General features: G+C 70.4%; 18 protein-coding genes. 3 read left to right on the top strand and 15 right to left on the bottom strand.

Going from position 1 to position 22,751, the window contains the following annotated elements; all coding sequences use genetic code 11:
- Positions 1-18 precede the first annotated feature (18 nt).
- The 8 genes from ACFXJL_RS00140 to rimP all read right to left on the bottom strand — a co-directional run bounded on the left by ACFXJL_RS00140 (position 19) and on the right by rimP (position 10,916).
- Positions 19-3,654, bottom strand: coding sequence for a serine protease (locus ACFXJL_RS00140; protein ID WP_384688004.1), 3,636 nt, complete (start codon positions 3,652-3,654; stop codon positions 19-21).
- Between the two features lie 187 nt (positions 3,655-3,841).
- The gene (gene truB, locus ACFXJL_RS00145; RefSeq protein ID WP_384688006.1) at positions 3,842-4,738 is read right to left on the bottom strand and encodes a tRNA pseudouridine(55) synthase TruB; all 897 of its coding nucleotides are present in this window, start codon (positions 4,736-4,738) and stop codon (positions 3,842-3,844) included.
- Positions 4,735-5,178, bottom strand: a complete 444-nt coding sequence (rbfA, locus tag ACFXJL_RS00150) for a 30S ribosome-binding factor RbfA (protein ID WP_329023853.1) — start codon at positions 5,176-5,178, stop codon at positions 4,735-4,737. The genes truB and rbfA overlap by 4 nt, the downstream gene beginning before the upstream one ends.
- Positions 5,179-5,212: 34 nt before the next feature.
- A complete protein-coding gene (locus ACFXJL_RS00155; protein WP_329027824.1) occupies positions 5,213-5,506 on the bottom strand; it encodes a DUF503 domain-containing protein in 294 nt (97 codons plus the stop codon).
- A gap of 156 nt (positions 5,507-5,662) precedes the next feature.
- Positions 5,663-8,797, bottom strand: coding sequence for a translation initiation factor IF-2 (gene infB, locus ACFXJL_RS00160; protein WP_358878647.1), 3,135 nt, complete (start codon positions 8,795-8,797; stop codon positions 5,663-5,665).
- A gap of 152 nt (positions 8,798-8,949) precedes the next feature.
- Positions 8,950-9,246, bottom strand: coding sequence for a YlxR family protein (locus ACFXJL_RS00165; RefSeq protein ID WP_358878648.1), 297 nt, complete (start codon positions 9,244-9,246; stop codon positions 8,950-8,952).
- A gap of 132 nt (positions 9,247-9,378) precedes the next feature.
- Positions 9,379-10,413: a transcription termination factor NusA gene (gene nusA / locus ACFXJL_RS00170; RefSeq protein ID WP_358878649.1), complete on the bottom strand. Its 1,035-nt coding sequence runs from the start codon at positions 10,411-10,413 to the stop codon at positions 9,379-9,381.
- A gap of 2 nt (positions 10,414-10,415) precedes the next feature.
- A complete protein-coding gene (gene rimP / locus ACFXJL_RS00175; protein ID WP_358878650.1) occupies positions 10,416-10,916 on the bottom strand; it encodes a ribosome maturation factor RimP in 501 nt (166 codons plus the stop codon).
- A gap of 160 nt (positions 10,917-11,076) precedes the next feature.
- Between rimP and ACFXJL_RS00180 the strand changes: the two genes are divergently transcribed.
- From ACFXJL_RS00180 to ACFXJL_RS00190, 3 genes are all read left to right on the top strand, one after another.
- On the top strand, positions 11,077-11,586 hold the full coding sequence (locus tag ACFXJL_RS00180; RefSeq protein WP_358878651.1) for a hypothetical protein: 510 nt from the start codon (positions 11,077-11,079) through the stop codon (positions 11,584-11,586).
- Positions 11,583-12,017 (top strand): ferritin-like domain-containing protein, encoded by a 435-nt coding sequence (locus ACFXJL_RS00185; protein WP_384688009.1) that lies wholly within the window; start codon positions 11,583-11,585, stop codon positions 12,015-12,017. Before ACFXJL_RS00180 ends, ACFXJL_RS00185 begins: the two co-directional genes overlap by 4 nt.
- Positions 12,018-12,163: 146 nt before the next feature.
- Complete coding sequence (locus ACFXJL_RS00190; RefSeq protein WP_358878653.1) at positions 12,164-13,033, top strand: aminoglycoside phosphotransferase family protein; 870 nt, start codon at positions 12,164-12,166, stop codon at positions 13,031-13,033.
- A 101-nt stretch (positions 13,034-13,134) separates the two neighbouring features.
- Here ACFXJL_RS00190 and ACFXJL_RS00195 read toward each other — a convergent pair whose 3' ends face one another.
- From ACFXJL_RS00195 to ACFXJL_RS00225, 7 genes are all read right to left on the bottom strand, one after another.
- Positions 13,135-14,832 (bottom strand): proline--tRNA ligase, encoded by a 1,698-nt coding sequence (locus ACFXJL_RS00195; protein WP_384688011.1) that lies wholly within the window; start codon positions 14,830-14,832, stop codon positions 13,135-13,137.
- Positions 14,833-14,901: 69 nt separating this feature from the next.
- Entirely contained in the window at positions 14,902-15,450 is a 549-nt protein-coding gene (locus ACFXJL_RS00200) for a GNAT family N-acetyltransferase (RefSeq protein WP_383537143.1), read from the bottom strand.
- Positions 15,451-15,553: 103 nt separating this feature from the next.
- Positions 15,554-16,396, bottom strand: a complete 843-nt coding sequence (locus ACFXJL_RS00205; protein ID WP_358878745.1) for a GNAT family N-acetyltransferase — start codon at positions 16,394-16,396, stop codon at positions 15,554-15,556.
- 291 nt (positions 16,397-16,687) lie between these two features.
- Complete coding sequence (ispG, locus tag ACFXJL_RS00210) at positions 16,688-17,845, bottom strand: flavodoxin-dependent (E)-4-hydroxy-3-methylbut-2-enyl-diphosphate synthase (RefSeq protein ID WP_329023836.1); 1,158 nt, start codon at positions 17,843-17,845, stop codon at positions 16,688-16,690.
- Between the two features lie 165 nt (positions 17,846-18,010).
- Positions 18,011-19,312, bottom strand: a complete 1,302-nt coding sequence (locus tag ACFXJL_RS00215; RefSeq protein ID WP_358878656.1) for a site-2 protease family protein — start codon at positions 19,310-19,312, stop codon at positions 18,011-18,013.
- Entirely contained in the window at positions 19,309-20,559 is a 1,251-nt protein-coding gene (dxr, locus tag ACFXJL_RS00220) for a 1-deoxy-D-xylulose-5-phosphate reductoisomerase (RefSeq protein ID WP_358878657.1), read from the bottom strand. The genes ACFXJL_RS00215 and dxr overlap by 4 nt, the downstream gene beginning before the upstream one ends.
- 53 nt (positions 20,560-20,612) lie before the next feature.
- Positions 20,613-22,559: an acyl-CoA dehydrogenase family protein gene (locus ACFXJL_RS00225; RefSeq protein WP_358878658.1), complete on the bottom strand. Its 1,947-nt coding sequence runs from the start codon at positions 22,557-22,559 to the stop codon at positions 20,613-20,615.
- Positions 22,560-22,751 lie beyond the last annotated feature (192 nt).

Raw genomic sequence — 22,751 nt, forward strand, 5'->3', positions numbered from 1 at the left:
CCGACAGCCGATTGCCCATTACGCAGGTCTAAGACTGCCATGCCCACGCCGTACGGTTGGCATCGGCATCGCGCCACCCAGGTTCCCCACCGCTCGTCGAGCGCCCGGGCCGAGCACTCCGGTCCACTCCCGTGGGTCCCTGGCCAGGCAGCCTGCGACCAGTAACGCAAATTCCGGGCGTTCCCGGGCCAACTCGACGACGGTACGGTCCCAGCGGGCGTCACCGTGCGGGGTACGGGCGTAGAGGCTGCCGGTGCGGTGGATGAGGTCTCGGGTGCGGGCCATCGTGCGGGCGGTGGCGGTGCGGGCGACCGTGCGCAGAAGCGCGTCGAGTACCGCGGGGTCCGCGGATCGCTCGCCCTGCTCCTTGAGCAGTGCCTCCAGCAGTTCGGTCCGCAAGGGACCGGACAGAGCCCCGCCCGGTGCGGCGACCACGGGTGCGAGTGCCCGCCGGAACTCCCCCGGCCCGTCCCAGATGGCCTCGCTGACCAACGGGAGCAGCAGAGCGCGGGCGGCCGGCCCGTCCTCCAGCCGGTGTTCGACGAAGGCTGCGGCGTGGTCCGCCCCCTCAGGACGGGATCGGATGAACCGGGCCACCAGCTCGGTCGCCCGTCGGGCCGGCTGGTGCTCCCTGAGTCCCGCCAGCGCGCGGACGATCTCGCCCGCATCGCGGTCCGCTTCGCGCAGTCGCGCGCTCAGTACGGGAAACACCTGGTCGGAGTGGGTGGTGAGGGCAGGCATCAGCGCGGAAGCCGGCAGTCCGGGATGCCCGGCCGCCCAATGGTCGAGGGCCCCGGCGAGATGGCGGGAGCGGGTGAGGGGATCCCGGACGAGCACGGCGAGCGCCGGCCCTCGCAGCTCCTCGTCGGCGGGACGGGCCAGGAGCGCAAACGCCGCGTACCGCAGCAGTGCACCATCGGCTTCGGTGTCCGCATGGGCGGCCGTGACCAGGGCGTGGGTCGCCGCCGCGCGCCGTCTCTCGGGCCGGGGGTCGTGCGCCCAGCGGTCCACGGCCCGGCTCAGCGCGGAGGGCTCGGCGGCGGCGAGCGCGGCAAGCAGTTCGTGCGCACCGGGATGGCCGCTCGCCACCAGGGCTTCCATCAGATCGTCGGGGGCGAGCAGCCGATGGTCGTACAGCAGGGTCCGGGCGGCCCCGGCCACGCTCGAATCGGGTCCCGGCAGGGAGCCGGCCGCCAGCGGCGTCCGATCGGTGAGCCATCGGCACAGCAGGGGCTGTACGAGGAGGGGGTCGGCGGCGAGCCGGGCGGCGACCGCGTCGAGGAACGAGGGTCGGCCAGCGCGTGCGGGCGGATCGACGGGGACCAACCGTCGCAGCAGATCGAGCCGATCGGCCTCCGACAGTCTCAGCCCGCACCAGAAGGCGGGACCGAAGGAGGCGAACGCGCCGGTGCCGGGAGGGTGGCGGGACCGTTCGGCGATGTGATCGGCCAGGGCCCGCAGCAGGATGAGATGGGCAGCGGGATCAGGAACGGCGAGCAGCGTCTCGGTGATGAGGTGCACGCCCCACCAGCGGGCCTCGACGGCCCGCTCGCTGCTCCCCGAGCCGTGGTGGGCGCCCGGGGCCCACGCGGAGCCGCCCGACGCCCGACCAGCGGGGTCCGTTTGGCCCCGAGGGCCCGGTGGCTCGGCCCGATCCAGCCGGTCCACCGCTTCGATCACCTTGGCGAGGCATTCGGCGAGCGCGTTCGGTCCTCGCTCGCGCTCCCGGTGGAGCAGTGCCTGGATCACGGGCGCGATGCGATGGTGCGGTACGGGCAGGGCGGGTGCCAGGACATAGGGCCCCTGCCGCGCGCCGGGCGGCGGGGGTACATGTCCCGGCACCCTCGGGGGGCCGGGGTGTGCGGGCAGTGCGAGCGGAGCGGTGCCGCCCGGGTCCGTCAGGGCGGCCAGTGCGGCGTCCAGATCGAGGTGCGCCCCCTGGAGCCAGTCGGCGACGCCCTCATGGGCGAAGCGGTAGCCGGCGCCCGTGGGGACGAGCAGCCCCTCCGAGAGGACGGCGGGAGCCCATCCCGTACGCCAGGGGAAGAGTTCGTCGAAGGACTCCCGGTCCAGTTCGCCCTGGCCGGGGCCGAGACACCGCCGCGCCGCCTCATGGACCCGGTCGGACACCTGGACGGCGAGTCGACGCACCGCGGGCCCGTGGTGCGGTTGGCGGTCGAACGCCGCGATCCGCACCGCGATCCGGGCGCACTGGAGATCGAGGTGCGCCCGGAGGACCTCGGTGCGCGTCGGTCGACCGGAGGCACCACCGGGAAGCGCTCGCCGTACCTCGGCCAGGAGGCGCAGGGTGAGCGGGCTGGGCTCCTCGCCCGGTGCGAGCGCTCCCTCGGACAGCCCGTAGTGCTCGGCGATCCGGCCGGCCTCCGCCGTGGTGAGCGGGTCGAGGGAGACTGCGGGCGGTAGCGCGGGGGCGGGCCCGTCGGGGTGGTGGAGCAGTCGCCGGGGGTAGAGGGCACCCGCCTGTTCCCAGAACTCGGGCCGGCAGCCGACGACCAACGACACGGCGTGGGCGTCCAGCCACCGCGCTGTGGCCGCGGTCCAGTGCAGAAGTCGGCGGGTCAGTGGGGGCGGCATCTCCTCGGGGCCGTCCAGGAGCACCAGCAATGGGCGGCCGGCATCGCGGGCGAGGGCGGCGATCCGGTCGGGCGTGATGGTCGTCGGGGCGGCGGCTTCGTCTGGACCTGACCTCCCGCAGTCGCCGGCCGCGCGCCGGAGCACTCGGGCGACGGCATCGGCGAGACAGCGGTCGTCGGGCCAGAGATCCGCTCCGCGCAGCCACACCGTGGGTGCCGGCTGATCACCCTGTGCACGTCGGGCCGCCCACGCGGTCAGTTCGGTCGTACGACCGGACCCCGGCGGGCCCACGAGTGCGCACACACCCCGGGTGACGGCATCGAGTTCCGCTTGTACCGAGGGCCGCGGCAGTGGGTCCGGCCAGTCGTCGGGGCACCTCGGCCCGCGGGCGGACAGCGCGGTGAGTTCGAGGACCGCCGCGAAGTTCAGATCGGCTCCGCGGCAGGGCACGGTGGTGGCGTTGCGATCGAGGAGTTCCCCCAGCGGCGATCTTGCGTCGAGGTGGAGCGGAGGCAGCGGCAGGGCGTAGGCGGGGGCCGTGCCTTCGCTGTGGAGGGCGGTGCCCACCAGACCGACGACCGCACCGGTCGCCGCGTCGACCAGCGGGCTCCCGGCCGCGGTGCCGCCGAGCACGAGGGCGTCGCCGGTCCCGGGTTCGACGGTGAGTGCCAGGGCGTCATCGATCAGATGGAACCGGTCGTTCGCCGTGTAGACGACTCCGGTCCGTCCCAGGACGTACGCGGTGTGCCAACCGTCGGCCCACAGCCTCAGTAGGCGCCCGGGCGCGATCTGTCGACGGACGCCGATGGGCAGCGGTGCCACACCGAGACCCTCCGTGCGCACCAGGGCGATCCCCGCCGTTGCGATCGGGATGATCGCATCGGCTTCGGCGAGGCAGAGCCGCTCGTCGCGGGCGCGCACCACGACGCGTGCGAGCCCGTCGACGGTTTCATGGCCCGTGATGACCGTGCCGAGGTGATCGGCGATGAATCCGATGCCGCGGTGCCGTCCTGCGAGGTCGCAGATGCGTACCAGCGAGGCCGAGTCACCGCGTCCCATGGCATCGACGGTAGGTCGACCGTGAGGACCGGGTGAAGGACACGGTGCGAACACGCCCCCCGCATGCACCCCGCTGTGCCCCGAGCGCCCGACCGTCCGGGTGAGGGCGGCCGAGAACAGCGGAGCGAAGTGCGGAGTACGTGGAGCGGGACGGCGGCCCGCTCCACGTGGGCCCGCACCATGGTGCTCAGCCGAAGACGGCCAGGCTCTTGGCCTTGCCCTTCTGTTCCTCCACCAGGGCGAGGAATCGCCCCTCCGGCCCGAACACGGCCACGGGTGATGTGTCGTACGGGGGCATGTCCAGACGTACGCCGTGGGCCACCAGCTTGGCGCGGCGCTCATCCACTTCCCACCGGGGGAAGGCCGCGGCAGCCGCATCGGCGATGGGCATCACGGTCAACTCCTGCTGGAGCTGATCGAGCGTCCTGGCCGCGTCGATGCCGTACGGACCCACCCGGGTGCGCCGCAGCGCGGTCAGATGTCCTCCGACACCGAGTCCGGCGCCGAGGTCACGAGCGAGCGCCCGGATGTAGGTGCCCGAGGAGCAGACGACCGAGACGACCAGATCCATGACCGGGGTGCCGTCGTCGGCGACGGCACCACGGACGTCGTACACCTGGAACGAGGAGACCGTGACCGGCCGGGCCGGGATCTCGAAGTCCTCGCCGCCGCGGACGCGGGCATAGGAGCGCTTGCCGTCGATCTTGATCGCACTGACCTTGGACGGAACCTGCATGATGGCGCCGGTGAGGGCCGCCACCCCTTTGTCGATGCCCTCCCGGGTGACCGCCGATGCGTCCACGGAGGCGGTGAGCGCTCCTTCGGCGTCGTCCGTGACGGTCGTCTGACCCAGACGGATGGTGCCCAGGTACTCCTTCTCGGTGAGTGCGAGGTGCCCGAGGAGCTTGGTGGCCCGCTCGACGCCGAGCACCAGGACACCGGTCGCCATGGGGTCGAGCGTCCCGGCGTGTCCGACGCGGCGGGTCCGGGCGATGCCGCGCATCTTGGCGACGACGTCGTGAGAGGTGAAGCCCGACGGCTTGTCGACGATGACCAGGCCGTCGGGGGTGTTCTGCTGTGTCATGCGGAGGTGTCGTCCTCGTCCTCCGGCTTGCGGTACGGGTCCGCTTCGCCCGCGTAGGTCGCGCCCGAGGACGTTTCGCGCACCTTCTCGTCCGAGGCACGTGCCTTGTCGAGGAGGTCTTCGATCGTCTTGGCGTTCTCCGGGAGCGCATCCGCCACGAAGGTCAGGGTGGGCGTGAACTTGGTTCCCGCCGCGGCCCCGACCGCGCTGCGCAGTACGCCCTTGGCGCTCTGGAACCCCGCAGCGGCGCTCGCCCGGTCCTCGTCGTCGCCGTAGACCGTGTAGAAGACCGTGGCCTCCCGCAGATCTCCGGTGACCCGGGTGTCGGTGATGGTCACATGAGTGCCCAGCCGCGGGTCCTTGACACCGCGCTGTAGCTTCTCCGCGACCACTTCCCGGATGAGGTCCGCCAGTTTCTTCGCCCGCGCGTTGTCGGCCACTGGTCCTTCTCCTTCTTACCTGCTTGCCTTGCCATCAGTCTTCGTCGCTGTGGAGCCTGCGTCGAACTGAGAGCAGCTCCACCTCTGGCCGGCCCGCGACAAAGCGCTCGCACCGGTCCAGTACTGCTGTGAGGTGCGCCGCGTCCCCTGATACCACCGCCAGGCCGATTTCGGCCCTGCGATAGAGGTCCTGGTCCCCGGTCTCCGCCACGCTCACCGAGAACTTCCGTTGTATCTCGGCGACTATCGGGCGGATCACGGAGCGCTTCTCCTTCAACGACCGTACGTCGCCGAGGAGCAGATCGAAGGACAGCGTCCCCACATACATGTGTGTCCGGATGTCCCGCCGGTTCGGGTTCATGTGCGATTGAGGTGGGCCCACCTGATCGAACGCCGAGGGTGGGGCCACCAGAACCGTACATGCGGCGGCCGGGGCCGATCGACGGGTTTTCCCGCCGACCGGCCCCGGCCGTGCCGTGTGCGATCAGCCGCGCGGCTTCTCGCGCATCTCGTACGTCGCGATGACGTCGTCGATCTTGATGTCGTTGAAGTTTCCGAGGTTGATACCGCCCTCGAACCCTTCCCGAATCTCGGTGACGTCGTCCTTGAAGCGACGCAGGCCCTCGATGTTGAGGCTCTCCGCGATGACCTTGCCATCGCGGATGAGACGGGCCTTGGTGTTCCGCTTGACCTCGCCGGAGCGGATGAGAACACCCGCGATGTTGCCCAGCTTGGAGGAGCGGAAGACCTCGCGGATCTCCGCCGTACCGAGCTCGACCTCTTCGTACTCCGGCTTCAGCATGCCCTTCAGGGCCGCCTCGATCTCCTCGATGGCCTGGTAGATCACCGAGTAGTACCGAACGTCGACGCCCTCGCGCTCCGCCATCTGCGCGGCACGACCGGCCGCACGGACGTTGAAGCCGATGACGATGGCGTCGGAGCCCATCGCCAGGTCGATGTCGGACTCGGTGACCGCACCCACGCCACGGTGCAGCACGCGGATGTCGACCTCCTCGCCCACATCGAGCTGGAGCAGCGAGGACTCAAGAGCCTCCACCGAACCGGACGCGTCACCCTTGATGATGATGTTGAGGTCCTGCACGAGGCCGGCCTTGAGCACCTTGTCCAGGTCCTCCAGGGAGACCCTGCGGGTGCGCTTGGCGAAGGCCGCGTTGCGCTCACGAGCAGCGCGCTTCTCGGCGATCTGACGGGCCGTACGGTCCTCGTCGACCACCAGGAAGTTATCGCCGGCGCCCGGGACGTTGGTGAGACCGAGGACGAGGACCGGAGTCGAGGGACCCGCCTCTTCCACGTTCTCGCCCTTGTCGTCGAGCATGGCGCGCACTCGGCCGTAGGCGTCGCCCGCGACCATCGTGTCGCCGACGCGCAGCGTGCCTCGCTGGACCAGGACGGTCGCCACGGCACCACGGCCGCGGTCGAGGTGGGCTTCGATCGCGATGCCCTGTGCGTCCTGCTCCGGGTTGGCGCGCAGGTCGAGCGAGGCGTCCGCGGTCAGGACCACGGCCTCCAGCAGGGAGTCGATGTTCAGACCCTGCTTGGCGGAGATGTCGACGAACATCGTGTCGCCGCCGTACTCCTCGGCCACCAGACCGAACTCGGTGAGCTGTCCGCGCACCTTCGTCGGGTCGGCACCCTCGACGTCGATCTTGTTGACCGCGACCACGATCGGCACGTCGGCCGCCTTGGCGTGGTTCAACGCTTCGATCGTCTGGGGCATGACGCCGTCGTTGGCCGCCACCACGAGGATCGCGATGTCGGTCGACTTGGCACCACGGGCACGCATGGCGGTGAACGCCTCGTGACCGGGGGTGTCGATGAAGGTGATCCGACGGTCCTCGCCGTTCACCTCGGTCTTCACCTGGTAGGCACCGATGTGCTGGGTGATGCCACCGGCCTCGCCCGCCACGACGTTCGTCTTGCGGATCGCGTCGAGCAGTCGGGTCTTACCGTGGTCGACGTGACCCATGACGGTCACGACCGGCGGACGGGAGACGAGCTGCTCTTCGCCGCCCTCGTCCTCGCCGAACTCGATGTCGAAGGACTCCAGGAGCTCGCGGTCCTCCTCCTCCGGGCTGACGATCTGGACCAGGTAGTTCATCTCCTGGGCCAGCATGACGAGCGTGTCGTCGGAGACGGACTGGGTCGCGGTGACCATCTCGCCGAGGTTCATCATGACCGCGACGAGCGACGCCGGGTTGGCGTTGATCTTCTCCGCGAAGTCGGTGAGGGACGCACCGCGCGACAGGCGAATGGTCTCGCCGTTGCCGCGAGGCAGCATCACGCCGCCGACCGACGGGGCCTGCATGGCCTCGTACTCCTGGCGCCTCTGCCGCTTCGACTTGCGACCACGACGAGCCGGGCCACCGGGGCGACCGAACGCGCCCTGTGTGCCTCCACGGCCACCGGGGCCACCGGGACGACCGGCGAAACCGGGACGACCGCCGCCGAAGCCGCCGCCACCACCGGGGCCACCGCCACCGGGACGACCGGCGAAACCGCCACCGCCGCCACCGGGACGACCGCCACCGCCACCGCCACCGGGACGACCGGCGAAACCGCCGCCACCGCCACCGGGACGACCGGCACCTGCGCCACCGGGACGACCGCCACCCGTACCGGGACCGCGGCCACCGCCACCGGGACCGCCGCCGGGGCGGGGACCGGCAGCAGGACGCTGCGGCATCATGCCCGGGTTCGGGCGGTTACCTGCGGGACCGCCACCGGGACGGGGGGCCTGCGGACGAGGCATCCCACCCGGGGACGGGCGGGCGCCGCCCTGACCCTGCGGACGGGGCGCGCCACCGGGGCCACCCTGCGGGCGCGGTGCGCCGGGAGCACCCTGGCCACCGGGGCGGGGTGCGCCACCGGGACGAGGGGTCTGCGGACGCGCCATGCCGGTGGAGCCACCGGAGGTGAAGGGGTTGTTGCCCGGACGGGGACCGGCCGGACGGCTGCCGCCCGGGCGCGGGGCACCCTGGCCGGCGGGACGTCCACCTCGGTCGCCGCGGTCGCCACCGCGACCCTGTCCGCCATCACGCTGGCCACCGTCGCGCTGACCGCCGGCCGGGGCCGGACGAGCCGGACGAGGGCCGGGGGTTGCGGCGGGACGGGGAGCCTGCTGCGGTGCGGCGGGCTGGGCCTGGGCCGGGGCGGAGAACTCCGCCGCGGGCACCGGGTTCGCCGGGGCGGGCTTGGCCGGAGCGGGCTTGGGGCCCGGACGCGGGCCTGAAGCTGCCGGGGCCGGCGTGCTGGGGGCGCTGCTCGAAGGCGCTTCGGCGGCAGCCGGCCGGGGGGCCGGGGCGCCGGGCTTGGGAGCAGCAGGACGTGCCGGGGACGCCGCGGAGGGCGCACCGGGAGTGGGGCCACCCGGACGGGGGGCGGGGGAAGGCGCTGCCTTGCGGGGCGCGCCGGGCTTGGCAGCGGACTTGCCGGCGGAGCCGGGTCCCTGCAAAGCGTCAGTCAACTTGCGTACAACCGGCGCCTCGATCGTCGAGGAAGCCGAACGGACGAATTCACCGAGTTCTTGGAGCTTGGCCATGACGACCTTGCTCTCGACGCCGAACTCCTTGGCGAGTTCGTATACCCGGACCTTAGCCACTTCGCTCCTTTTAGGTCCGGGTTACCGCCGGACCGTCGCTACTTCATGGGCGTACTCATCGCGTACTCATCGAGGGGTGCTCATCGCAATCTCGACCTACTTCCGACTCGCGAGGTACCTGACCGCACGGGATTCCGTGCCGTACATCTTCATTACGGTGCTGTCTGCGCCGTCTCGTGCGCGTCGTGCAGATGCCGATGCACTCCGGCCGTGTCGAGCGGTCCCTTGGCCTTGAAGGCCCGGGGGAACGCCCGGCGTCGTACAGCCAGATCGAGACAGTCCATGGCGGGGTGTACATATGCACCCCGGCCGGGCAGCGTACCGCGATCATCGGGGACGCATTCGCCTCCGACCACCACGATGCGCAGCAGATCGGTCTTGGCCGCTCGTTCCCGGCAGCCCACGCAGGTGCGTTCAGGGCGTAGGCGGGCATACGTCCGGCCAGACACGTTTAAGTCTACCTCCCCGTTGCGACCCCACCCGTTTGGGGCAAGAATCGAACGTTCGTTGTCTTGATATAGGTGACCACCGCAGCATATGGGAGGCCACCCCGGCGCCCGGCTCAGCGCCGGGCGGTCGGGTCAGCGCTCGCCGCGGGTCCGGTCGGCGCCCGGGTCGGCATCGGAACCGTCGGCGGACTGCTCGGTGTCGGGGCGGATGTCGATGCGCCAGCCGGTCAGCCGAGCGGCCAGCCGGGCGTTCTGCCCCTCCTTGCCGATGGCCAGGGACAGCTGGTAGTCAGGCACCGTCACCCGGGCCGAACGCGCCGCCAGATCGACGACCTCGACCTTGCTGACCCGAGCCGGTGAGAGCGCGTTGGCCACCATCTCGGCCGGGTCGTCCGACCAGTCGACGATGTCGATCTTCTCGCCGAGCAGCTCGGCCATCACATTGCGCACGCGACCGCCCATGGGGCCGATGCAGGCGCCCTTGGCGTTGAGCCCCGAGCGGGTGGAGCGGACCGCGATCTTGGTGCGGTGGCCGGCCTCGCGGGCGATCGCCGCGATCTCCACACTGCCGTCCGCGATCTCCGGGACCTCCAGCGCGAAGAGCTTCTTCACCAGGTTCGGATGGGTGCGCGAGAGGGTGACGGAAGGACCGCGCACTCCCTTGGCCACCCGCACCACATAGGTGCGCAGCCGCAGCCCGTGGGTGTACTCCTCGCCGGGGACCTGCTCCTGCACCGGCAGGATGGCCTCCAGCTTGTCGTCCAGCTTCACCAGGACGTTCTTCGGGTCCTTGCCCTGCTGGACCATGCCGGCGACGATGTCGCCCTCCCGGCGGGCGTACTCGCCGAAGGTGACGTCGTTCTCGGCGTCCCGCAGCCGCTGCTGGATGACCTGCCGGGCCGTGGTCGCGGCGATCCGACCGAAGTCCGACGGAGTGTCGTCGAACTCCTTGGGCTCCTGGCCCTCCTCCAGATCGGCCGCGTCCTCCTTGGCCCACACCGTCACATGACCGGTCTCCCGGCTCAGCACCACCCGAGCGTGACGGCGACTGCCCTCGGTGCGGTGGTACGCGATGAGGAGGGCCGACTCGATCGCCTCGACCAGGAGGTCGAAGGGAATCTCCTTCTCCTGCGCCAGGCCCTTCAGGAGCTTTACGTCGATGTCCACGGCTACGCCTCCTCTTCCTGCTTCTTGTCCTTGCGGTTGAACTCGATCTCGACGCGCGCCTTGGCGATCTCGTCGAAGGCGATGCGGCGGGCGGTGGGCTTGCGCCCCTTCACACCCGGTACTTCGAGGTCGAGTCCCTCGTCATCCACGGTGAGGATCCGAGCCACCAGCTCACCGCTGTCGTGCAGTTGGAATCTGGCCAGCCGGCCGACGGCGCGCACGTAGTGGCGGTGCTCGGTCAGCGGGCGGTCCGCGCCGGGCGAGCTGACTTCGAGGACGTACTCCTCCTCGCCCATGGCGTCGCTCTCATCGAGCTTCTCGGAGATGGCACGGCTCAACTCGGCACAGGCATCCAGAGTGGCTCCGTCATCAGAGTCCACGATGATCCGCAGTACCCGGCGACGCCCCGCGCGGGACAACTCGATCTCTTCCAGATCCAGGTCCGCGGCGCTGACGAGCGGCTCCAGCAGCCCGCGCAGCCTGTCGCTCTGGGTGGTGCTCATCCGGGTGACTCCTCGGCCGCGTGTGCTGTTGTGGGTGCGTGGCAAGTCTGCGTGTCAGATCAAAGGGTATCCGGTCCGGAAGGGTGTTGCTGTCCACGTACGGGGGACCCACAGGTACGCTCGCCTGCGGCGATGATCACCGAGAAGTAGGGAGACGCGCGTGGGGCGCACGGGGACGACACGTAGACGTGCCCTCGTCGTGACGGCGGCGGCCACCGCGGGCTCGCTTGCGGGCTGCTCCGATGGCGGTTCCGGACCGGATGCACGCGCCCGTGCGGAGCGCGCTGCGCAGCGTCGAGCCGAGGCCGACGCGACCTTGCGGAAACGGTTGGCCGCCGCCAGCGGAGCGCTGCGGGACCAGTACGACGCCACCGTGACGCGCCATCCGCAGTTGGCCGGGCGGTTGACGGCGCTGCGCGGGTCGGTGTCGGAGCACGTCACGGCGTTCGGCGGCACCGGTCGTACCGCGCCCCCGCCGACGGTGCCCGATGACCCGGACGGTGCCCTGCGGGCCCTGGCGACGGCCGAACGGCACATCGCCGACGCCCACACAGCAGCCCTGGTGGACGCAGAGCCGGAACTGGCCAGATTGCTGGCGTCCGTCGCCGCTGCCGGCGCCGCGCACACCTATCTGTTGACCGCCCCGGTGCCGAGCGGAGTGGTCACATGAGCGCCCCGGCCCTGTTGACCGCGGTCCAGGCCGCGCTGGCCGCGGAACACGCCGCGGTCTACGGCTACGGGGTCGTCGGCGCCCGGATCGACGACGCCCGCAGGGCCGAGGCCGTCCAGGCCCACAACGCCCACCGCGCCCGGCGCGACGCACTGGCACGCACCGTGCGCGACCTGGGCGGCACCCCCGCCGCTGCTGCGCCGGGTTACGGCCTGCCCTTCCCGGTCCCTGACCCGGCCGCTGCCCTACGGCTCGCCAGCCATCTGGAGGACCGGGTCGCCGGTGTGTACTCCGATCTCGTACGGGCGGCGAACGGCCAGCTCAGACGGGAGGCGGCGGTGTCGCTGCGGGAGGCGGCAGTCCGGTCGGTCCGGTGGCGGGGCAGCGGCGTAGCCTTTCCTGGGCTCGCCGAGCGTGCGGCCCGTCCGTGACGAGCCGTCCCCGTCGGTCCCCGACGGCGGTGGCGCTACGGGAGGCAGCGGTGGGCGTGGACCGAACAGCGGTGAGCGTGGACCGAACAGATGGATGTCGGCGCCGATGACCGTGTCGACATCGTTGGAGAGGGAAACACTCGCACATGGGTTTTGAAGCGCCCCGACGTCTGGTGCGGGCGCTCGGTGAGGGTGATGCCTGGCTCGCCCGGCTGCCGTCGATCGCCGAGGAAGCAGTGGACCGGCTGGAACTGGCGGTCGAGCGGACGGTGGTCCCGGGCGGCAGGAGCAGTTGCGTCCTGCTCGTCAGACGCTCGGACGGCACCTCAGCGGCGCTGAAGCTGGCGCCGCCGTCCGCGGCACCCGAGGCGGAGCGCGCGGCCCTCGCGCACTGGGCCGGCTGGGGTGCGGCCCATCTGCTGCCCGCTGCCCCCACGGAGGGCGCCTTCCTGCTGGAGCGGTTGCACCCGGAGGTGTCCCTGCGCTCGCTCCCCGACGGCAAGGCACTGCTGGAGGCGGCGGGGATCGTACGCCGGCTCTGGGTGGAGCCGGCCGCGGACCATGGCTTCGAGACGGTCGCCGAACGCACCGCCCGCCAGGCGAAGTCACTGCGTGACTCGGCGGAGTTGGCCGGGGAGCCCCTGGTGATGGCAGCTTTGGCGGCGCGGGACGAGTTGGCTGAGAGTTCCCCGGAGTCCCTGCTGCTGCACGGCAGCTTCCGCCAGGGCAAGGTCTTGGCCGGGGACCGTACGCCCTGGGTCGCGGTGGGCCCCGACCCCGTGGTCGGGGAGCGCGCCTACGATCTGGGCCGGCTCGCCTGGGACCGGGTGGAGGACCTGGTGGCCGCGGCGGCCGGTGCTTCGGCGACCCGGCGTCGGATCAACAAGCTCGCGGATTCGCTGGAGGTGGATGCGGAGCGGCTGCGCGGGTGGGCGCTGTTCCGCGCGGTGGAGTCGGCCCGGCGGGTGTCCGTCCCTGAGGCGGAGCTCCGGTGGGAGTTCGCCTCCTGGTTGTGAGCACGGGTTGTGAGCACGGGCGGGGGCTTCGACGGCTGAGGAACGGTGGACACGGGCGTGCCCCCCTCGGGCCGATGGCCGAGGGGGGCACGACGCGAGGTTCAGGCGCGCAGTCGGGCGACGGCCTCCGCGAGGGGAAGTTCCTCGCGCTCACCGGTACGGCGGTCCTTCAGTTCCAGGACCCCTTCGGCAGCGCGACGGCCCGCGACCAGGATCTTGGGCACGCCGATCAGTTCGGCATCGGTGAACTTCACTCCGGGCGACACCCCCGGGCGCTCGTCCACCAGGACCCGCAGCCCCGCCTCGGCGAGCGCATCGGCCGCCTGGAGTGCCAGTTCGATCTGGAGCGCCTTGCCGGCCGCGACCACGTGGACGTCGGCGGGTGCGATCTCCGCGGGCCAGCACAGGCCCTTCTCGTCGGCGCTCTGCTCGGCGAGCGCCGCCACGGCACGGGAGACACCGACGCCGTACGAGCCCATGGTGACCCGGGTGGGCTTGCCGTTCTGCCCGAGGACGTCGAGCTGGAAGGCGTCGGCGTACTTGCGGCCCAGCTGGAAGATGTGGCCGATCTCGATGGCGCGGTCCAGCTTGAGGCCGGTGCCGCACTTCGGGCAGGGGTCGCCGTCCTGGACGGTGACGACGTCCACGTACTCGTCGACCTCGAAGTCTCGGCCCGCGACGACGTGGCGCACATGGGCGCCGTCCTTGTTGGCCCCGGTGATCCAGGCCGTGCCCGCCGCGATGCGCGGGTCGGCGAGGTAGCGGACCTTCTCAAGGCCCTGCGGGCCGACGTAGCCGCGCACCAGGTCGGGGCGGTCGGCGAAGTCCTCGGCGGTGACCAGTTCGACCTCGGCGGGAGCCAGGTGGTCGGAGAGCTTGCCCAGGTCCACCTCGCGGTCACCGGGCACTCCGACGGCGACGATCTCGCCGTCCACCTTCACCAGGAGGTTCTTCAGCGTGGCGGCGGCCGGCACACCGAGGTGTGCGGCGAGCGATTCGATGGTCGGGGTGTCGGGGGTGTCCAGCTCCTCCATCGCGGGGTGCTGCTGGGGCGCCGGAGCCTCGACGGTGTAGGTCACGGCCTCCGTGTTCGCCGCGTAGTCACAGGCGGTGCAGTGGACAAAGGTGTCCTCGCCGGCCGCTGCGGGGGCCAGGAACTCCTCGGACGCGGAGCCGCCCATCGCCCCGGAGATGGCGGAGACGATGCGGTACGTGAGCCCGAGCCGGTCGAAGATCCTGATGTACGTCTCGCGGTGGGCGCCGTACGAGTCGACGAGTCCCTCGTCGGTGGTGTCGAAGGAGTACGAGTCCTTCATCAGGAACTCGCGGCTGCGCAGGATGCCCGAGCGGGGGCGGGCCTCGTCCCGGTACTTCGACTGGATCTGGTAGAGCGTGACCGGCAGGTCCTTGTAGGACGTGCACTGGTCCTTGACGAGCAGGGTGAAGATCTCTTCGTGCGTGGGTCCGAGCAGGTAGTCGGCGCCCTTGCGGTCCTTGAGCCGGAACAGTTCGGGCCCGTACTCCTCCCAGCGCCCGGTCGCCTCGTAGGGCTCCTTGGGGAGCACGGCGGGGAGCAGAACCTCCTGGGCGCCCATGGCGTCCATCTCCTCGCGGACCACGCGGGTGACGTTCTCCAGGACCTTCTTGCCGAGCGGCAACCAGGACCAGATGCCCGCGGCATTGCGGCGGACGTAGCCGGCGCGGACGAGCAGCTTGTGACTGAGCGTCTCGGCGTCTGCCGGGTCATCGCGCAGTGTCTTGACCATCAGACGGGACATGCGCTGGACCTGGGCTGCCATGAGGAATTCTCCTGCGTCAAGAAAGAGTGATGTCCAGGAGGTTAGCTGGGCCGCTGGTGAGGGTGGAAATCAGTTCCCCCTCAGCAGGGGCAGCGGGGCGCCCATCACGGCGTACGGACTGGGTGCGCTCGGGAAGTGGACCTGGAGCGCGAGGTCCTGGTAACCGAGACTGCGGTAGAGCCCCCGGGCGGGCGATTCGATGTCCAGGGCCGAGAGGATGGAACGCGGCTGGTCCACTCCGTCGGTGATGGCGGTGATCAGGGAGCGCCCGATGCCACGGCCCTGGAAGTCGGGGTGGACGTGGAGTTCGGTGATGACGAAGGAGTCGTCGAGCCAGTGGTCGATGCCGGCACTGCGGAGGTAGGGCTCCACGATGGTGGACCACCAGTGCCGGCGGTCGTTGGGCATGCCGTAGACGAAGCCGACGAGTCGGCCGGTGCCGGTCTGGGCACCCAGGGCCCAGGCTCCCGGCTGGAGCATGTGGCGGTAGACGATGTGGCGGCGTACCGCGATCTCCTCGTCGCTGAGCCCGAAGGCGAGTGCCTGAACCGTCAGGGCTTCATCAATGCGCGAGGCAAGATCGAACGGCCCGATCAGGACATCGGAGAGTGCTGCCATGCGCGAACCCTACTGGTCTCGCCAGACGGTCAGAACGGCGCACTGTGGCGGGGGTGCTCGTGCGCCGGATCCCGTCACGACTGGGCGAGGTGTCCCACGCGGCCTAGAACAGGACGCTCATGAAGGCGCCGGTCTCCTCGAAGCCGACGCGACGGTACGCGGCTCGGGCAGCGGTGTTGTAGTCGTTGACGTACAGACTGACGACGGGGGCGATGTCGGCGAGGGCGTAGCGCAGTACGGCGGCCATGCCCGTCTCGGAGAGTCCTCGGCCGCGGTGTTCGGGGTCGACCCAGACGCCCTGCACCTGGCACGCCTGGGAGGTGGCGGCGCCGATCTCGGCCTTGAAGACGACCCGGCCGTCGTCGATGCGGGCGAACGAACGTCCGGCGCCGACGAGCTCGGCCACCCGTGCCTGGTAGAGGAGGCCGCCGTCGCCCGCCATCGGGGAGACTCCGACCTCCTCGGTGAACATGGCCACGCACGCGGGCATGATCACTTCCATCTCGTCCTTGCGGATGCGGCGGACGTAGGGGTCGGGCGCGATGTCGGTCGGCACGCGGTCGGTGACCATGAGCGGCTGGTGGGGTCGTACGTCGCGGGCGGGGCCCCAGCTGGGTTCGAGCAGTCGCCACAGGAGCGCCGTGGGCTCGGCGGGGCCCACGATCGATGAGCAGCGGCGGCCCGCCCTGCGGGCCCGGTCGGCGAAGGCGCGAACGGCTTCGGGGGTGGCACAGATGGGGACGAGGTTGGCGCCGGAGTAGCACAGCGAGCGCAGTCGTCCGTCGGTGTACCAACCCCACATCTCCCCGCCCAGCCGCCATGGGTCGAGCCCGGCGACCTGGACCCGCGAGGTGACGAAGGCGTTCGTCACGGGCTCGCTCTCCAGGACGGCGAGCGCCGCTTCAAGGTCGCTGGGTTCGAGGACCCGGGTGGTGGTCTGCGTCAACACGAGGGGGCCTCACCAAACGGTCTGCTGGTCTCCGCACTGTACCTGCCGGGTGGGCCGGGTGCCGAGCGGTGGGCGGCCCCGCATTCCGTCGCCGGACGGGTGCGGGGCCGGTACTGCCTGGTGCGGGGGGTGGTCGGCGTTTTCGGGGTGCGGGGTCGCTGTGCGGGCTAGTGATCGGTCCGCGCTCACGTCCGGGGCCGGAGCGGGAGCGGTCCGGTCTGCTGGTCGACAACGACCCGGCCCGTCAACGTGCGGTGACCGGAGGGTCACCGGGAGGTCTGACGGGCGTCAGCCCGCGACGGAGACGGTCGGCTCACCCGAGGGGATGCCGTTCTTCTCCATCTCCTCGGCGATCTTCATGGCCTCGTCGATGAGGGTCTCGACGATCTTCGACTCGGGGACGGTCTTGATGACCTCGCCCTTGACGAAGATCTGGCCCTTGCCGTTGCCCGACGCGACACCGAGGTCGGCCTCACGGGCTTCGCCCGGACCGTTCACCACACAGCCCATGACCGCGACCCGCAGGGGCACCTCCATGCCCTCCAGGCCGGCGGTGACCTCCTCGGCGAGCTTGTAGACGTCGACCTGGGCCCGACCGCAGGAGGGGCAGGAGACGATCTCCAGCCGGCGCTGGCGGAGGTTGAGCGACTCCAGGATCTGGATGCCGACCTTGATCTCCTCCGCGGGCGGGGCGGAGAGGGAGACCCGGATGGTGTCGCCGATGCCCTCGCTCAGCAGGGCGCCGAAAGCGACGGCCGACTTGATGGTGCCCTGGAACGCGGGACCGGCTTCGGTGACGCCGAGGTGCAGCGGGTAGTCGCACTGGGCAGCCAGTTGGCGGTAGGCGTTGACCATCACGACGGGGTCGTTGTGCTTGACCGAGATCTTGATGTCGCGGAAGCCGTGCTCCTCGAAGAGGGACGCCTCCCACAGGGCCGACTCGACGAGCGCCTCGGGGGTGGCCTTGCCGTACTTCTTCAGCAGGCGCGCATCCAGCGAACCGGCGTTGACGCCGATGCGGATGGGAGTGTTCGAGGCGAGCGCCGCCGCGGCGATCTCCTTCACCTTGTCGTCGAACTGCTTGATGTTGCCCGGGTTGACCCGGACCGCGGCGCAGCCGGCGTCGATCGCGGCGAAGACGTACTTGGGCTGGAAGTGAATGTCCGCAATGACCGGGATCTGCGACTTGCGCGCGATGATGGACAGGGCGTCGGCGTCGTCCTGGGTGGGGCAGGCCACCCGGACGATCTGGCAGCCGGAGGCCGTCAACTCGGCGATCTGCTGGAGGGTCGCACCGATGTCGGAGGTGCGCGTCGTGGTCATCGACTGCACCGAGATCGGGGCGTCACCACCTACCGCGACGGATCCGACCTGGATCTTCCGACTGACCCGTCGGTCGGCGAGCTTGATCGGAACGGTGGGAATACCGAGAGAAATCGCGGTCATCTGCTGTGCAACCCCAAGGTGTGGATCGAGGTCCCGAGAACGGCGGGCTCCAGGGCTCCGAGGTTACGGCACCACGGTTACGACAAGCACATCGCGCGAGGAAAACACCCCACATAGTGGGGCGGCCGGGTGCAAAGTACACCCGGCCGCCCCACACTCAGGTGGTCAACTGATCTTCACCGGGTTGACGATGTCGGCCACGAGGACCAGCAGTGTGAAGCAGATGAAGACGCCCGCGACCACATAGGCCACCGGCATCAACTTGGCGACGTCGAACGGTCCGGGGTCGGGGCGGCGGAAGACCTTCGCCACGTTGCGGCGTACGGACTCCCACAGGGCGCCCGCGATGTGCCCGCCGTCGAGCGGCAGCAGCGGCAGCATGTTGAACAGGAACAGCGACAGGTTGAAGCCGGCGAGGAGCATCATGAAGGTGGCGATGATGTTCTCGGTGGGGACGTCGAGGTTCATCACCTCGCCGCTGATGCGGGCCGCGCCGACGACACCGACCGGGGAGTCGTCCTTGCGCTCGCCGTCGCTGAAGGCCGCGTCCCACAGGTCGGGGACCTTGGCCGGCAGGGCGATGATCGACTCCACGCCGTTGGCCATCATGTCGCCCATGCGGTCGACGGACTGGGTGAAGTTCAGCGGCAGGATCTCGGTCTGCGCGGCGAAGCCGAGGTAGCCGGCCGGGACGAAGGCGTCGGGGACGACCTCCCCGTCCGAGTCCTTCTTGGCCACCATGTTCCTGATGAGGTTGGCCTCAAGGACCTGCTCGGTGCCATCGCGCTCGACGGTGATGCTGGCGGGGCCGATCGTCTGGCGAATGCGGTCGGAGAGCTCGGGCCAACCGGAGACCTTCTCCCCGTTGAAGGCGACGATCTTGTCGCCCGCACGGAGGCCGGCCTGCTTCGCCGGGGAGACCGGGTCGCCCGCCGCGCAGGTGTCGCGCTCCTCGCTCTGCTTGATGACGCAGTTCTGGACTCCGGCGACCTGGGTGGTCTGGGTGGCGAACCCGAAGGTCATCGCCACCCCGAGGAAGATCGCGACGGCGAGGATCAGGTTCATGAACGGTCCGGCGAACATCACGATGACGCGCTTCCACGGCTTGCGCGTGTAGAAGAGGCGCTTCTCGTCCCCGGGCTGGAGCTCTTCGTACGCGGCGGTCCTGGCGTCCTCGATCATGCCGCGCCAAGGGGAGGTCGAGCGGGCCTCGATCCGGCCGTCCTCCCCCGGCGGGAACATCCCGATCATGCGGATGTAGCCGCCCATGGGGATGGCCTTGATGCCGTACTCGGTTTCGCCCCGGTGCCGGGAGAAGAGGGTGGGACCGAAGCCCACCATGTACTGCGGCACCCGGATGCCGAACAGCTTGGCCGTCGAGAGGTGGCCCAGCTCATGCCAGGCGATGGAGAACAACAGACCCACGGCGAACAGCGCAATGCCGAGAATGGTCAACAACATCGTCATGCGCGAGCCTCCGCTGTGGCCTTGACCGCGAGCTCCCGGGCCCTGGCTCGGGCCCAGCTCTCCGCTTGCAGGACGTCGGACACCGTCAGTGAAGTTCCCCGGACGGGCACCCCGTGTTCGGTGACGACGTCAGTGACCGTATCCATGATGGCGTTGAAAGGCAGCCGACCGGCGAGGAACGCTTCGACGCACTCCTCATTGGCCGCATTGAACACCGCGGGCGCGGTACCGCCCAGCTCCCCCACCTGGCGGGCGAGACCCACCGCGGGGAACGCCTCGGTGTCCAGGGGGAAGAACTCCCAGCTCGACGCCCTGGTCCAGTCGAAGGAAGGGGCCGCGTCGGGCACCCGCTCGGGCCAGCCGATACCGAGGGCGATCGGGCCGCGCATATCGGGCGGGGTGGCCTGCGCCAGCGTGGAGCCGTCGGTGAACTCCACCATGGAGTGCACATAGGACTGGGGGTGGACGACGACCTCGATGCGCTCGAACGGGATGTCGTAGAGCAGGTGCGCCTCGATGACCTCCAGCCCCTTGTTGACGAGGGTGGCGCTGTTGATGGTGATCACGGGGCCCATCGCCCAGGTGGGGTGCGCCAGCGCCTCGGCGCGGGTCACCTTGGCGAGCTCGGCCCGGGTACGGCCCCGGAACGGCCCGCCGGACGCGGTGACGACCAGCTTGCGGACCTCGGAGAGCTTGCCTGCGGCCAGGGCTTGGAAGAGCGCGGCGTGCTCGGAGTCCACCGGGATGATCTGACCGGGGCGGGCCAACTCCTTCACCAGGGGCCCGCCGACGATGAGCGACTCCTTGTTGGCGAGCGCGAGGGTACGGCCCGCCCTGAGCGCAGCCAGGGTGGGTGCGAGACCGATGGAGCCGGTGATGCCGTTGAGCACGGTGTGGCATTCGGATGCGGCAAGTTCGGTGGCCGCGTCCGGGCCGGCCAGGATCTCGGGCTGCGGCGCGGTGCCGTAGCGGGCGGACAGCTCCGCACGCAGGGCGGGCACGGCGTCCTCCCTGGCCACGGCGACGACGCGAACCCCCAGCTGATGGGCCTGCTCGGCCAGGAGGGCAACGCGGCCACCCGCGGCGGAGAGCGCCGTGACCCGGAAGCGGTCCGGGTTGCGCAGGACGAGGTCGATGGCCTGGGTGCCGATCGATCCGGTACAGCCAAGGACCACGATGTCTCTGCGCCCGGTGGCCGGGTCGAAGACGGTGTGCGGGTCGGCAAGGGGGGATGGGCTGTCGCTCATCCCCCCATTGTGTCCGTAATCGACGGCCCGCTTGACAGGGGTGCCCGAGAGCGTCAACGGATGGGGCGGTGGACGTTCTCCCGTTCGGATGGGCCGGGTGTGGCGTCCGCGATCCAGGGTCCGTCGCCGCTGGGGTCGATGATCCCCTCTTCCAGCCACGCGTACCGTCCCGCGAGGACCCCGTCCACCACTCGACGGTCGATGTCGTCGGTGTTGGACCACAGCCGGGTGAAGAGTTCCTCGATCCGCAGCCGGGACTGGCGGCAGAAGGCGTCGGCCAGTTGGTACGCCTCGCGGCCGTGGTCACCAGAGACGCGCAGCATCTCCGCCCGTACACAGGTGGCGGAGATCGCGAAGAGTTCCGCGCCGATGTCGACGATCCGGCCGAGGAAGCCCTGTTTGGTCTCCATCCGCCCCTGCCAGCGGGACATGGCGAGGAAGGTGGAGCGGGCGAGCTTTCGGGCGCTGCGCTCCGCATAGCGCAGGTGTACGGCGAGGTCGGGGTGGCCGGCAGGGTGGAACTCACCGTAGGAGCGGGGGCTGTGCCCCGGTCCTGTGACGAGTTTGGGGAGCCAACGGGCGTAGAACGCGGTGGCCTGTGCACCGGCTCTCGCCTTGTCACCCAGGGACTTGTCCGGGTCGATGAGATCGCCCGCCACCTTGAGGTGGGCGTCGACCGCCTCACGGGCGATCAAGAGGTGCATGATCTCGGTGGAGCCTTCGAAGATCCGGTTGATCCGCAGATCGCGCAGCATCTGTTCGGCCGGCACCGCCCGCTCGCCGCGCGCCGCGAGCGAGTCCGCGGTCTCGAAGCCCCGGCCGCCGCGGATCTGAACCAGTTCGTCGGCGATCAGACAGCCCATCTCGGAGCCGAAGAGCTTGGCGAGCGCGGCCTCGATGCGGATGTCGTTGCGGTCCTCGTCGGCCAGTTGGGAGGCGAGGTCGACGACCGCTTCGAGGGCGAACGTGGTGGCGGCGATGAACGAGATCTTCGCTCCCACCGCCTCGTGCCGGGCCACAGGCTTGCCCCACTGCTCACGTGCGGCCGACCACTCGCGGGCGATCTTGAGGCACCACTTCCCGGCGCCCGCGCACATCGCGGGCAGGGAGAGCCGACCGGTGTTGAGCGTGGTCAGCGCGATCTTGAGGCCGGCTCCCTCGGGCCCGATGCGGTTGGCGGCGGGCACACGGACCTGGTGGAAGCGGGTGACGCCGTTCTCCAGACCGCGCAGCCCCATGAAGGCGTTGCGGTTCTCCACGGTGATGCCCGCACTGTCCGCCTCGACCACGAAGGCGGTGATGCCGCCGGGGTGACCCTCCGACTTCGGCACCCGCGCCATCACCACCAGGAGATCGGCGACGACACCGTTGGTGGTCCAGAGCTTGACGCCGTCGAGGACGTACTCGTCGGCGTCGGGGACCGCGGTCGTCGCCAGGCGCGCCGGGTCGGAGCCGACGTCGGGTTCGGTCAGCAGGAACGCCGAGATGTCGGTACGGGCGAGCCTCGGCAGGAACGTGTCCTTCTGCTCCTCGGTGCCGAACGTCTTGAGCGGCTGCGGCACACCGATCGACTGGTGTGCGGAGAGCAGGGCGCCGATGGCGGGGCTCGCGGAGCCGACCAGCGCGAGGGCGCGGTTGTAGTAGAGCTGGGTGAGGCCCAGTCCGCCGTACTTGGTGTCGATCTTCATGCCGAGCGCACCGAGTTCCCGCAGACCGTTGATGACGTCGTCGGGGATGCGGGCCTCGCGCTCGATCAGCGCACCGTCGATCCTGGTCTCGCAGAAGGTGCGCAGCCGGGTGAGGAACTCCTCGCCACGCCGGGTGGCCTCCCCCGAGGGCAAGGGGTGGGGGTGGATCAGATCGAGCCGCAACCGGCCCAGAAACAGCTCCTTGGCGAAGCTGGGCTTGCGCCAGTCCTGTTCGCGTGCGGCCTCGGCGACCTGCCGGGCCTCACGCTCGGTGACCTTGGGGGTACGGTCCTTCTCCAGTGGTGCGGTCATGAGGTCCACCTCGCCGCGAGTCGGGTTGGGGCGCCGGTCGGGGCGGGGCGCTCTACCAACCGGTACTACTCGTCCGTATTACCCGATTACTGTGCCGCCCACCATCCCCGTGCCGCACCCGGGGGAACATCCGTTGCGGAGAGTGATAGCGGCAGCTTCGGAGAGGTTCTCCATGGCTGACACCAGCGTCCC

The organism is Streptomyces sp. NPDC059256 (assembly GCF_042753785.1).
Classification (GTDB): Bacteria; Actinomycetota; Actinomycetes; order Streptomycetales; family Streptomycetaceae; genus Streptomyces.